This is a genomic window from Streptomyces sp. NPDC046939 (genome assembly GCF_040644575.1).
Taxonomy (GTDB): domain Bacteria; phylum Actinomycetota; class Actinomycetes; order Streptomycetales; family Streptomycetaceae; genus Streptomyces.
Map to the genome: position 1 here is coordinate 1 of NZ_JBEYWV010000024.1, position 12,946 is coordinate 12,946.

The following is a 12,946-nucleotide window of genomic DNA, read 5'->3' on the forward strand; positions in this document are numbered from 1 at the left end:
CGACCCGCGCTCCCTCGAAGGGCTGCGGTTCTGGACGGACCTGGTGGACCGGGGCTGGTCGCCGCCGCAGAGCGCCATGTCGGAGGTGCGGGCCCACTGTTCAACTACCTGCTAGCGCAGAGCGTTTCAGCTCTGGCCGCCCGCAAGCTTCTCACGCAGCGCGGCAAGCGCCTCGTCCGAAGCGAGCGCGCCGGAGTTGTCGTCCGACTCCGAGGAGTACGAACCGCCGCCGCTGCCACCGGAGGCCGCCGGAGCGGCACCCGGGGTGGACGCGCCCTCGGCCTCGGCCTGGGCGTCGGCCTCGCGGCTCTTGATGACCTGGGCCTGGTGCTGCTCGAAGCGCTGCTGCGCCTCGGCGTACTGGGTCTCCCAGGCCTCGCGCTGGGTCTCGTAGCCCTCGAGCCAGTCGTTGGTCTCGGGGTCGAAGCCCTCGGGGTAGATGTAGTTGCCCTGGTCGTCGTAGGACGCGGCCATGCCGTACAGGGTCGGGTCGAACTCGACGGCCGACGGGTCGGCGCCGAACGCCTCGTTGGCCTGCTTCAGCGAGAGGCTGATGCGACGGCGCTCGAGGTCGATGTCGATGACCTTGACGAAGATCTCGTCGTTGACCTGGACGACCTGCTCCGGGATCTCCACGTGGCGCTCGGCGAGCTCGGAGATGTGGACCAGACCCTCGATGCCCTCGTCCACGCGGACGAACGCACCGAACGGAACCAGCTTCGTGACCTTGCCGGGCACGACCTGGCCGATCTGGTGGGTGCGGGCGAACTGCTGCCACGGGTCTTCCTGCGTCGCCTTCAGCGACAGGGAGACACGCTCGCGGTCCATGTCCACGTCGAGGACCTCGACGGTGACTTCCTGGCCGACCTCGACAACCTCGGACGGGTGGTCGATGTGCTTCCAGGACAGCTCGGAGACGTGCACCAGACCGTCGACGCCACCCAGGTCCACGAAGGCACCGAAGTTGACGATGGAGGACACGACGCCGGAGCGGACCTGACCCTTCTGGAGGGTCGTGAGGAACGTCTGGCGGACCTCGGACTGGGTCTGCTCGAGCCAGGCACGGCGGGACAGGACCACGTTGTTGCGGTTCTTGTCCAGCTCGATGATCTTCGCCTCGAGCTCCTTGCCCACGTACGGCTGGAGGTCGCGAACGCGGCGCATCTCGACAAGGGAGGCCGGCAGGAAGCCACGGAGGCCGATGTCGAGGATGAGACCACCCTTGACGACCTCGATGACGGTACCGGTGACGATGCCGTCCTCTTCCTTGATCTTCTCGATGGTGCCCCACGCACGCTCGTACTGCGCGCGCTTCTTCGAGAGGATCAGGCGGCCTTCCTTGTCCTCCTTCTGGAGAACCAGGGCCTCGATCTCGTCGCCGACCGCCACGACCTCGTTCGGGTCGACGTCGTGCTTGATCGAGAGCTCGCGGCTCGGGATGACACCTTCGGTCTTGTAACCGATGTCGAGGAGAACCTCGTCCCGGTCAACCTTGACGATGACGCCGTCGACGATGTCGCCATCGTTGAAGTACTTGATCGTCTCGTCGATGGCGGCGAGGAAAGCTTCCTCGTTACCGATGTCGTTGACCGCAACCTGCGGGGTGGTGGCGGTGGTCTCGGTGCTGCTCGTCATGTGGGAAAGGGCTCCGGCGGACATTGAAAGTCGGTGGGTACTGCTACGCCGAGAGCCTGTTTCGCACCGAAGAAGCCGGACAGCCTGGGAAGCGCCATTCCGGTGGTCGCGTTTCCACGACCGTGGCGGCGCCTCGACAACCGAGGGGACATGCAACAGATGCGAGCACAGCCTGCTATGTCTGAGGTGCGCAGGCCCGCAGCGCAACTTGTAGCATACGGGGGCTGCCGGGCAGGGTCAATGTCGCGAAGGCGCACACCGGGGGCGGAACGCCGCATACCCGGCACAAAACCTGTCGCACGAGGCTACGCGGGCCGCAAGGCCCGCTGTGGACACCCTCCCTGTCGCGGGTTGGACGGAAGAGTACGACGAGGGAGCCGATCATCCAAGAGTCCGGACCATCACAGACGCAGGCGACGCACGAGTCCGGCGGGGCGCACCCCTCCGTGGACGACGAGTCGACCGCCACCCGGCGCGACGCCGACACCACGGAGAGCTCACGGGCCAACCGCGGCTGGTGGGACCGCAACGCCGACGACTACCAGGTCGAGCATGGCACATTCCTCGGCGACGACCGCTTCGTCTGGGGCCCCGAGGGCCTCGACGAGGTGGAGGCCGAGCTGCTCGGACCCGCCGAGCAGCTCGAAGGCAAGGACGTCCTGGAGATCGGCGCCGGAGCAGCCCAGTGCTCGCGCTGGCTCGCCGCGCAGGGCGCACGGCCCGTCGCCCTCGACCTCTCGCACCGCCAGCTCCAGCACGCGCTGCGGATCGACGGCGGCAAGGTGCCCCTGGTCGAGGCCGACGCGGGGGTCCTGCCCTTCAAGGACGCCTCCTTCGACCTCGCCTGCTCCGCCTACGGGGCGCTGCCCTTCGTCGCCGACCCGGTGCAGGTGCTGCGCGAGGTGCACCGGGTGCTGCGGCCCGGCGGCCGCTTCGTCTACTCCGTCTCGCACCCCATCCGCTGGGCCTTCCCCGACGAGCCGGGCCCCGAGGGCCTGAGCGTCTCGGCGTCCTACTTCGACCGGACCCCGTACGTCGAACAGGACGACGAGGGACGCGCCGTCTACGTCGAGCACCACCGCACGATCGGGGACTGGGTGCGCGCCGTCGTCGCGGGCGGCTTCCGCCTGGTCGACATCGTGGAGCCGGAGTGGCCGGCCTGGAACACCCAGGAGTGGGGCGGCTGGTCCCCGCTGCGCGGCCACCTCATCCCCGGTACGACGATCTTCGTCTGCGAGCGGGACGCCGCGCCCGCCGGGGGTGCTGGAGACTGAGCGGGTGATCCGCGCCGACCTCCTCGACACGCTGCCCGTACGGTCCGCCCTGCCCGCCCTGCGCTCCGCGCTCGACGCGGGCGGGGCCGCCGTCCTCGTCGCCCCGCCCGGCACCGGCAAGACGACCCTCGTCCCGCTGGTCCTCGCCGGGCTGCTCGACGCGGACGCGCCCGCGCGCAGGGTCGTCGTCGCCGAGCCGCGCAGGATCGCGGCGCGGGCGGCCGCGCGGCGGATGGCGTGGCTGCTCGGCGAGAAGGCCGGGGAACGGGTCGGCTACACGGTGCGCGGCGAGCGGGTCGTCGGCCCGCGCACGCGCGTGGAGGTCGTCACCACGGGCGTGCTCCTGCAACGGCTCCAGCGCGACCAGGAGCTGGCCAGGGTGGACGCCGTCATGCTCGACGAGGTGCACGAGCGGCACCTGGACGCGGACACCGTCACGGCGTTCCTGTGCGACGTACGTGCGGCGCTCCGGCCGGAGCTGCACCTGGTCGCGGCGTCCGCGACGACCGACGCGGAAGGCTGGGCCGCGCTCCTCGGCGACGCCCCGGTGGTGGAGGCGGCGGGCGTGACGCACCCCGTCGACGTGGTCTGGGCGCCGCCCGCGCGCGCGGTGCGGCCCCCGCACGGCATGCGGGTGGACCCGGCGCTCCTGACTCACGTGGCGGCGACGGTGCGCCGCGCGCTCGCGGAACGCTCCGGGGACGTCCTGTGCTTCCTGCCGGGCGTCGGCGAGATCGCGCGCGTAGCGGGCCAGTTGGGGCCGCTCGGCGACGTGGAGGTCCTCCAGGTCCACGGGCGCGCCCCGGCCGCGGTGCAGGACGCGGTGCTGTCCCCGGGGTCCCGGCGGCGCGTCGTCCTCGCCACGTCGGTCGCCGAGTCGTCCCTGACGGTGCCCGGGGTGCGGGTCGTCGTCGACTCGGGCCTGGCGCGTGAGCCCCGCGTGGACCACGCGCGCGGGCTGAGCGCGCTGACGACCGTACGGGCTTCGCGCGCGGCCGGGGCGCAGCGCGCGGGGCGTGCCGGGCGTGAGGCGCCGGGTGTCGTCTACCGGTGCTGGGACGAGGCGGAGGACGCCCGTCTGCCGCGCTTCCCCGCCCCGGAGATCAAGGTGGCGGACCTGACGGCGTTCGCGCTCCAGGCCGCCTGCTGGGGCGATCCGGACGCCTCCGGCCTGGCCCTGCTCGACGCGCCCCCGTCCGGCGCGATGGCGGCGGCCCGCGACGTCCTGACGGCGATCGGCGCGGTGGACCCGGCCACGGGCCGGACCACGGCCCGGGGCACGCGCCTGGCCCGCCTCGGCCTCCACCCCCGCCTCGGCCGGGCCCTCCTCGACGCGGCTCCGGAGCTGGGCGCCGGGCCGGCGGCGGAGGTCGTCGCCCTGCTGAGCGAGGAGCCGCCGCGCGAGTACGGGGACGATCTGGCCGGGGCGCTGCGCTCGGCCCGGCGCGGGGGCGACGCGTACGGGGCGCGGTGGCGCCAGGAGGTGCGGAGGCTGTCGGGCCTTGTGCAGCAGCCACGGGAGGCACCCGGTGCGGCGGTCTCCGACGATCGGGCCGCCGGGCTCGTCGCCGCGCTCGCCTTCCCCGAGCGGATCGCCCGGCGCGACGGCGGCTCGTACCTGATGGTGTCCGGGACGCGCGCGGAGGTCGGGGACGGGTCGCCGCTGCGCCATGCGGAGTGGGTGGCTGTCGCCGTGGCGGACCGGCCGGTCGGGGCGGGGCACGCGCGCGTGCGGCTCGGGGCCGTCGTGGACGAGGAGGCCGCGCGCGGGGCGGCCGGCTCCTTCTTCGCCGAGGGGGACGAAGTGGCCTGGGCGGGCGGTGACGTGGTGGCGCGGAACGTGGCCCGGCTCGGGGCCGTCGAGCTGACGGTGCGGCCGCTCGGCAAGGCCGCGCCCGGCCTCGTACGGGAAGCCCTGCTCGAAGGGTTGCGGCGCGAGGGGTTCGGGCTGCTGCGGTGGGACCGGGACGCCGAGGCGCTGCGGCAGCGGCTCGCCTTTCTGCGGCGGCAGCTCGGGGAGCCCTGGCCGGAGGTGAGCGACGAAGGGCTCCACGCGCGCGTGGACGAGTGGCTGGAGCCCGAGCTGAGCGCGGCGCGCCGCCGGGCGGACCTGGGCCGGATCGACGCCGGGCAGGCGCTCAGGCGGCTGCTGCCGTGGGCGAGCGGCGACGCGGCCCGCCTGGACGAGCTGGCGCCGGAGCGCGTCGAGGTGCCCAGCGGGTCGCGGATCCGGGTGGACTACGCGGACCCCGAGCGGCCCGTGCTCGCCGTCAAGCTCCAGGAGATGTTCGGGCTGAACGAGACGCCGCGCCTCGCCGGTGTGCCGGTGCTCGTGCACCTGCTCTCCCCCGCGGGGCGGCCCGCCGCCGTCACCGCCGACCTGGCCTCCTTCTGGCGGGACGGCTACCGCTCCGTCCGCGCCGACCTGCGCGGCCGCTACCCGAAGCATCCGTGGCCCGAGGACCCGGCCGGGGCGGAGCCGACCCGGTTCACCAACGCGCGGCTCAGGCGCTGACCGGCTCGCTCTCGCGCACACCCGCCTCCTCCGGCTCCCCGGGGCGCCTCCCGCGCGCCTCCAGCCAGAGGGCGAGCGCGAGCAGCAGCACCCCGAGGACCAGGAACCCCCACGGCAGGTACGAGGTGAGCAGCAGGATGGCCGTGCGCTGGGACGTGACCAGGTCGACCGTGGACCGGATGTAGTCCTCCCGCATCTTCACGTCCCCGGCGAACGCGGTGACCTTCTTGCCGTCCCCGACGAGCGTCCCGCCGCGCATCTCCTCCTTGTGCCGCTCCTCGCCGTACACGGGCGCGCCCGTCACCGGCTCGACCAGGAACGTACGGACCGTCGTGTACCACATCCGCGTACCGGTCCGGGCGAGGGAGTCCGCCGTGATGCCCTCGACGGGGAGCTTCTTGGGGAAGGGGACCTTCGTCCAGGGGATGGTCTGTTCGAACCGGTAGATCTCGACGCCACGGAACGTCTCGGTCCCCTTGTAGTGGATGGGGCGGGTGACGCGGGCGCGCGCGTCGAAGTACTCGTAGTCCCGCTTCTCCGTCAGGAACGGCCACTTGAACTCGATGCCCTCGCGCCGGACGGGGTCGCCGTCGACGGACTCGCCGGTGGCGTGCACGGGCTCCTGGCTGTGCGCGTCGAAGATGTAGCGCTCGGGGACCTGGGAGACGAATTCGCCGTCGGGTCCGACGACGTAGCTCAGCCCGTCCCAGACGACGACGTCGCGCCCGGCGCTCTTCTCGATCTTCTCCGACTCCTCGACGTTGCCCTTGAGGGTCTGCACGACCGTGAGCCTGGGGACGGTCTCCGCCCGCATGGTGCCGTAGTCGATCAGGGTCGCGTCCTTCGCCTCCAGGACCATCGTCTGGTACTGGCCCGGCGGGACCTTCGCCAGGCGCGGGTACGCGTACCAGCGCACCAGCGGGGAGAGCGCCGTGAAGAACACGGCGAGGGCGAGCAGGATCAGGCTGGCCTTGCGGCGCATCGCGGCGGCCCCCTCGCTACGGATGGTCGGGGACGGTGGTCAGGAGCGGCTTCGGGGACGTCTCGCCCGGCGGGGCGCCGACCGCCGTGAGGGCGAGGACCAGGGCGACGGCGAGGACGAGTCCGCTCGCCGCGGCGATGAGGGCGCGCATCTCCGACCTCCCTGTGGCCGTCCGGCACACGGGACCTGACGAGGCGTCAGTCCTCTGGGTCGGGGCACCGTAGCAACGCCGCGGCGAGATGAGAACAGGCGCGGCGCACGACGAAGCCCTCCGGTCCCGGGCGGGTACCGGAGGGCATGTCGTGCGATGGCGGCTACGACGCCGAGGCGGACGGGCTCGGGGACTCCGACCCGGCCGGTGGCGCGGTCACCTTCAGTTCGACGGTGACCGTCGCGCCGCCCGTCGTCTCGATCCGCAGCAGGAACGTGCCGACGGCGTCGTCCGCGTACAGCTTCGGCAGCGCGAGCAGGCCGTCGGCGGCGGTCTTCAGGCCCTTCAGGCTACGGATCTTGTTGCCGTCCGCGTCCTTGAAGTACGGGCCCTTGGCCGCCGCGGCCGGGTCGTCCTTCGACGTGACCAGGGTGGCGGTGGCCGCGACACCGCCGGCGGCGGCGCCCTTGTACGTGGCCCTGAGCTGGACCGCGTCCGCGAACTCCTTGCCCGCGACGCAGGTCAGCTCCTGGCTGCCGACGCGGATCAGCTTGTCGGCGGCGCGCGCGGTGACGGTCGCCGTGTGGTCGAGGGCGGGCACGGAGCGGCCCACGACGACGGCGCGGACCGTGAACGTGCCGGTCTTCTCGCCCGCGACGAGCTTGGGCGCGGTGGCCACGCCCGCGCTGTTCGTGACGGCGACGGCGCTGGTCTCGCCGCCCGTGAACCGCGCGTCCGTCTCGCCGACGATCAGGAACCGCACGCGGACCTTGGCGACGCCCTTGCCCTTGGCGTCCTGCGGGCGCACCGCGACCTGCTCGGCGAAGGTGTCGCCGGCCATGGCGCTCAGCTTGCCGGTGCCCGCGTCGGTGATCTTGGTGACGGACTCGGTGGGGGTCGGGGGCGTGGTGGGCGGCGTCGTCGGCGGTGTGGTCGGGGGCGTCGTCGGCGGTGTAGTCGGCCTCGGGCTCCCGGAACCGCCCGTACCGCCCGTACCGCCCGAGCCGCTGCCCGGTGAGGTGGGGGTGTGCGGGGACGACGGCGACGTGCCGGGCGACGGGGTGCGCGGCGGCGTGGTCGTCGGGGTCGGCGACGGGGACGCGCCCGCGCCCACGGGCGTCCTCGGGCGCGCACCGGAACCGTTCGGCACCTCGTGCGTGCCCTTGCGGTAGTACTCCAGCCAGGACAGGACGGTGGCGAGGTAGGCCGAGGAGTTGTTGTAGCTGAGGATCGCCGCGTTCAGGTGCGACGCGTCGGACAGGTCGCGGCCGCCCCGGCACAGGTAGTGCCCGGCGGCGAGGGCCGCGTCGTAGATGTTGTTGGGGTCCCGCGTGCCGTCGCCGTTGCCGTCGCGGCCCGCCCACTCCCAGGTGGAGGGGATGAACTGCATGGGGCCCACGGCGCGGTCGTGCACCGTGTCACCGTCGTAGGTGCCGCCGTCGGTGTCCGTGATCAGCGCGAAGCCCTGGCCGTTCAGGGCCGGGCCGAGGATGGGCTTGATGGTGGTGCCGTTCGCGTCCACGTTGCCGCCGCCGGCCTGGTTCGACTCGACCTTGCCGATCGCGGCCAGGAGTTGCCACGGCAGATTGCAGCCCGGCTTGCTGGTCGCCAGCTCGGCCTCGGCCTTCTTGTACGCGGCCAGGACCGTGGCGGGGATACCGGCCTCGGAGTCGGCGGCACCGGCGCCCGGACCGGCGGAGGCGGACGGGCCCGCGGTCGGGCTCTCCAGCGGCGGCAGCTCCGTGTAGTAGTCGGGGCCCGTCGCCCCGTCGGGGGCCGGGTCGTCGGAACGGTCCGCCGCGGACTGGCCGCCGCCGCTCGACTGAGGGGCGGTCACACCCGGGGCCTGTGACGCCGAGAGCGCCGCCACCGCCGCGGCGGCGACCGCTGCCGTCATCGCGCTCCTGCGCAGCCTCCTGCCGATAACCGCCGCCATGCGCCGAACCCTCCCGTATTGCCCGTCAACGCCGCTTCGCCTGGTATCGGCCCCCGAATCGCGGGGCCCTTCCCGGTGCTTGTGGAGCCCTGCGCTCCCCAGCGCACGCACCCCGCCGACACTACGACAACTTCCGCCGCGCATACACCCGTTCGTGACCGTTATTCACCGATTGGCCATGTACGTGTTGTCGTAGGCTCCACGCTTCCACGCTCGCACGCTTTTCGACCCGGAGGGCTTCGTGCCGTTCACCCTCAGCCACGCCGCGGCCGTGCTGCCGTTCCTGCGCCGGGACGGGGCCGGGCGGGGCCCGCTCGTGCCGTCGCTGCTCGTCGCCGGGTCGTTCGCGCCCGACGTCACGTACTTCGCGGCGGGTGCGGTGCCCGGGGCGATGGAGTTCGGCGACGTCACGCACTCCTTCCCCGGGGTCCTCACGGTGGACGTCGCCATCGCGCTGGGGCTCGTCGGCCTGGAACGGCTGATCAGGGAACCGGTCCTCGCGCTGCTGCCCCGGCGGGTACGCGGACGGGTCGGATCGCTGCTCCGGGGGCGGGCGGGCCTGCCGTGGTCGCCGGGGTGGTGGTACGTCTCCGCGGTGCTCGGCGCGGTCACGCACGTGGTCTGGGACGCGTTCACCCATCCGGGGCGGTGGGGGTCGCGGGTGATCCCGGCGCTCGACGAGAAAGTGGCCGGTTCGCCGCTGTACTGGTGGGTGCAGTACGGGAGTTCGGCCGTCGCGCTCGGGGTGCTCGGGGTGTTTGTGTGGCGGGCGTTGCGGGGGTGTTCGGAACCGGCGGAGGAGTTGAGCGGGGCGTCAGTTCGTCACCGGTTCGCGGGGTTTGCGTTGATCGGTGCGTGTGTGTGCGGGTGCGCGGCAATCCGGGTGAGGCGGTGGCTCTCCTACGTCCACGACTCCGGCCTCCCCTGGAAACCCTGGGACATCATCCCGACGCTGTGCTTCGGGGCGGGGGCTGGATTGGGGCTCGGGGTTGTGCTCTTCGCCTTGGTCAGCAGGGTTCGGGTGGGGCGGGTTTTTGGGGGTGCGGTGGGTTAGGAGGGGGCGGGGGGGTGGTGCGGGTGGGTTGTGGCTGGTCGCGCGCCCAATGCAGCGGGGGTGCGGCTGTCGTGGGCGAGTGCGGGTGGTTTGTGGCTGGTCGCGCCGTTCCCCGCGCCCCTTACGCCGAACGAAGCGGGGGTACGGCTTTTGTCGGCGAGTGCGGGTGAGGTGTGGCTGGGCGCGCAGTTCCCCGCGCCCCCTTACGCCCAACGGAGCGGGGGTGCGGTTTTCGTCGGCGAGTGCCGGTGGGTTGTGGCTGAGCGCGCCGTTCCCCGCGCCCCTGAGGGGCGCACTGCGTGCGCCGCCCCGGGGCGCCCAATGAAGCAGGAGTCCCTGGGATGCGCACTGCGTGCGTCATCCCAGCGGGGCGCTGAAGGCGCGGCGAAGCCGTGGGCCTTCAGGGGCGCGGGGAACTGCGCAATCAGCCACAGCCCAACCGCACTCGCCCGGAAAACGAACCACCGCAGCGCTTCGGATCCCGGTCGCCGGAGGCTAGTGCGCTGCGGATTCCCAGTCTCGGCCCAGCCCCACCGACACATCCAGCGGCGCCCGGAGGGCAACCGCTCCGGCCATTTCGCGGCGGACCAGTTCCTCCGCGGCCGCCGCCTCCCCGGGCGCGATCTCCAGGACGATTTCGTCGTGGACCTGGAGCAGCATCCGGGACTTGAGCTTCGCTTCACGCAGCGCCCGGTCCACGTTCAGCATCGCGATCTTGACGATGTCGGCCGCCGTGCCCTGGATCGGCGCGTTGAGCGCCATCCGCTCGGCCATCTCCCGGCGCTGCCGGTTGTCCGAGTTGAGGTCGGGGAGGTACCGGCGGCGCCCGAGCATGGTCTCGGTGTAGCCCGTGGCCCGCGCCTCGTCGACGGCCCGCCGCAGGTAGTCCCGTACGCCGCCGAACCGCTCGAAGTACGTGTCCATCAGGACCCGCGCCTCCCCCGGCTCGATGTTGAGCTGCCCGGAGAGACCGAACGCCGACAGGCCGTAGGCGAGCCCGTACGACATCGCCTTGATCTTGCGGCGCATCTCCGCGTCGACGGCGTCCCGGCTCACCCCGAACACCTGGGAGGCGACCGTGGTGTGCAGGTCCTCGCCGGAGGTGAACGCCTCCAACAGCCCCTCGTCCTCGGACAAGTGCGCCATGACGCGGAGTTCGATCTGGCTGTAGTCGGCCGTCATCAGCGACTCGTAGCCCTCGCCGACCACGAAGCCGCGCCGGATCGCCCGGCCCTCGTCCGTGCGGACGGGGATGTTCTGGAGGTTGGGGTCGGTCGAGGAGAGGCGGCCGGTCGCGGCGACGGTCTGGTTGAAGGTGGTGTGGATGCGGCCGTCCGCGGCGATCGTCTTGATCAGGCCCTCGACGGTGACGCGGAGCTTGGCCTGCTCGCGGTGGCGCAGCATGATCACGGGGAGTTCGTGGTCGGTCTGCTGGGCGAGCCAGGCGAGGGCGTCGGCGTCCGTGGTGTAGCCGGTCTTGGTCTTCTTGGTCTTGGGGAGGTCGAGTTCGCCGAAGAAGACTTCCTGGAGCTGCTTGGGCGAGCCGAGGTTGAACTCGTGGCCGACCGAGGCGTGCGCCTCCCGCACCGCCTGCTGGACGGCGCCCGCGAACATCTGCTCCATGTCCTGGAGGTGCGGGCGGTCGGCGGCGATGCCGTACCGCTCCATGCGGGCGAGCAGCGCGGAGGTGGGCAGTTCGATGTCGGTGAGGAGTTCGGCGGCGCCGACCTCCTTGAGGCGCTCGCCGAACGCCTCGCCGAGGTCGAGGATGGCGCGGGCCTGCACCATGAGCGCGTCGGCCTCGGCCTGCTCGTCCTCCTCGCTGCCGAAGGCGAGCTGTCCGTCGGGCGCGCCGGCGGGGGCCAGTTCGCGGCCGAGGTACTCCAGGGTGAGCGCGTCGAGCGCGAAGGAGCGGCGGCCCGGCTTGACCAGGTAGGCGGCGAGCGCGGTGTCCATGGTGACGCCCTCGACCGTCCAGCCGTGCTCGGCGAAGACGCGCATGACCGCCTTGGCGTTGTGCAGCACCTTGGGCTTGGACGCGTCCGCGAGCCAGGCCGCGAACGCCTTCTCGTCGGCCTCGTCGAGCAGCGACGGGTCGAACCAGGCGGCCTGTCCCCCGGCGGCGGCGAGCGCGATCTCGGTGACCGAGCCGGTGCCGAGCGACCAGGTGTCGACGGAGGCGAGGCCGAGGACGGCGCCGCCGTGCTCGGCGAGCCACGGCGCGACCTCACCGGTGGTGAGGACGGTGCCGTCGACGTCGACGCCGGGCTCGGCCGGGGCCTCCTCGGCCTCGGCGGCGCCCGGGTCGACGGCGAAGAGGCGCTCGCGCAGCGACGGGTTACGGATCTCCAGGGTGTCCAGGATCATCGCGATCGCCGTGCGGTCGTACGGGGTGCGCTCCAGGTCGCCGACGGTCTTGGGCAGCTCGACGTCGCGGACCATCTCGGTGAGGCGGCGGTTGAGCTTGACGGCCTCCAGGTGCTCCCGCAGGTTCGCCCCGGCCTTGCCCTTGACCTCGTCGGCGCGCTCGACCAGCTCGGCGAACGATCCGAACTGGTTGATCCACTTCGCCGCCGTCTTCTCGCCGACGCCGGGGATGCCCGGCAGGTTGTCCGACGGGTCGCCGCGCAGCGCGGCGAAGTCCGGGTACTGCGCCGGGGTCAGGCCGTACTTCTCGAAGACCTTCTCCGGCGTGAAGCGCGTCAGCTCGGAGACGCCCTTGGTCGGGTACAGGACCGTGACGTGGTCGGAGACGAGCTGGAAGGAGTCCCGGTCGCCGGTGACGATCAGGACCTCGTACCCCTCCGCCTCGGCCTGGGTGGCGAGCGTGGCGATGACGTCGTCGGCCTCGAAGCCCTCGACGGCGAAGCGCGGCGTGCGCATCGCGTCGAGCAGCTCGCCGATCAGCTCGACCTGGCCCTTGAACTCGTCCGGGGTCTTCGACCGGTTCGCCTTGTACTCGGTGAACTCCTCCGAGCGCCACGTCTTGCGCGAGACGTCGAACGCCACCGCGAAATGCGTGGGCGCCTCGTCGCGCAACGTGTTCGCCATCATCGACGTGAACCCGTAGATCGCGTTCGTCGGCTGGCCCGACGCCGTCGTGAAGTTCTCCGCAGGCAGCGCGAAGAACGCCCGGTAGGCCAGGGAGTGCCCGTCCATGAGCATCAGGCGGGGGCGCCCGCCCGCACCGCCGGTCGCCTTCGTCGCCGTCGTCTTCGCCGTCTTCGCTGCTTTCTCTGCCACGTCCCCGATCCTGCCACGCCCCACTGACAGCCCGGCCCATCCCCGACCGGGCGGGGCCCCTGTCAGTCGTACGTGCGAGGATCGACGGACGCACCACACAGCGGCGCGGAGCGCTGCGCCGCACGCTCGCAGGACCAGCTCGAAGGGGAGCCAGCC

The 12,946-nt window shown here is 72.4% G+C and carries 8 protein-coding genes; 3 read left to right on the plus strand and 5 right to left on the minus strand.

Annotation, left to right across the window (positions count from 1 at the left end; translation table 11 throughout):
- Window positions 1-126: 126 nt before the first annotated feature.
- Window positions 127-1,635, minus strand: a complete 1,509-nt coding sequence (rpsA, locus tag ABZ877_RS25035; RefSeq protein WP_361074882.1) for a 30S ribosomal protein S1 — start codon at window positions 1,633-1,635, stop codon at window positions 127-129.
- Window positions 1,636-2,081: 446 nt separating this feature from the next.
- On the opposite strand from rpsA, the gene ABZ877_RS25040 reads away from it, so the two are divergent.
- Both ABZ877_RS25040 and hrpB read left to right on the plus strand, forming a co-directional pair.
- Window positions 2,082-2,909, plus strand: coding sequence for a class I SAM-dependent methyltransferase (locus ABZ877_RS25040; protein ID WP_361074884.1), 828 nt, complete (start codon window positions 2,082-2,084; stop codon window positions 2,907-2,909).
- Between the two features lie 4 nt (window positions 2,910-2,913).
- Window positions 2,914-5,424, plus strand: coding sequence for an ATP-dependent helicase HrpB (hrpB, locus tag ABZ877_RS25045; protein ID WP_361074886.1), 2,511 nt, complete (start codon window positions 2,914-2,916; stop codon window positions 5,422-5,424).
- Here hrpB and ABZ877_RS25050 read toward each other — a convergent pair.
- The 3 genes from ABZ877_RS25050 to ABZ877_RS25060 all read right to left on the minus strand — a co-directional run bounded on the left by ABZ877_RS25050 (window position 5,414) and on the right by ABZ877_RS25060 (window position 8,493).
- Window positions 5,414-6,406, minus strand: a complete 993-nt coding sequence (locus ABZ877_RS25050) for a DUF3068 domain-containing protein (protein WP_361074888.1) — start codon at window positions 6,404-6,406, stop codon at window positions 5,414-5,416. The two genes, hrpB and ABZ877_RS25050, sit on opposite strands and share 11 nt — an antisense overlap.
- A 16-nt stretch (window positions 6,407-6,422) precedes the next feature.
- Window positions 6,423-6,557, minus strand: a complete 135-nt coding sequence (locus ABZ877_RS25055) for an SPW_0924 family protein (protein ID WP_361074889.1) — start codon at window positions 6,555-6,557, stop codon at window positions 6,423-6,425.
- Window positions 6,558-6,720: 163 nt separating this feature from the next.
- The gene (locus ABZ877_RS25060) at window positions 6,721-8,493 is read right to left on the minus strand and encodes a lytic transglycosylase domain-containing protein (RefSeq protein ID WP_361074891.1); all 1,773 of its coding nucleotides are present in this window, start codon (window positions 8,491-8,493) and stop codon (window positions 6,721-6,723) included.
- Window positions 8,494-8,734: 241 nt separating this feature from the next.
- Here ABZ877_RS25060 and ABZ877_RS25065 point away from each other — a divergent pair, with 241 nt between their 5' ends.
- Window positions 8,735-9,547, plus strand: coding sequence for a DUF4184 family protein (locus ABZ877_RS25065; RefSeq protein WP_361074892.1), 813 nt, complete (start codon window positions 8,735-8,737; stop codon window positions 9,545-9,547).
- A gap of 495 nt (window positions 9,548-10,042) precedes the next feature.
- Here ABZ877_RS25065 and polA read toward each other — a convergent pair whose 3' ends face one another.
- Window positions 10,043-12,790: a DNA polymerase I gene (polA, locus tag ABZ877_RS25070; protein WP_361074894.1), complete on the minus strand. Its 2,748-nt coding sequence runs from the start codon at window positions 12,788-12,790 to the stop codon at window positions 10,043-10,045.
- Between the last annotated feature and the right edge of the window lie 156 nt (window positions 12,791-12,946).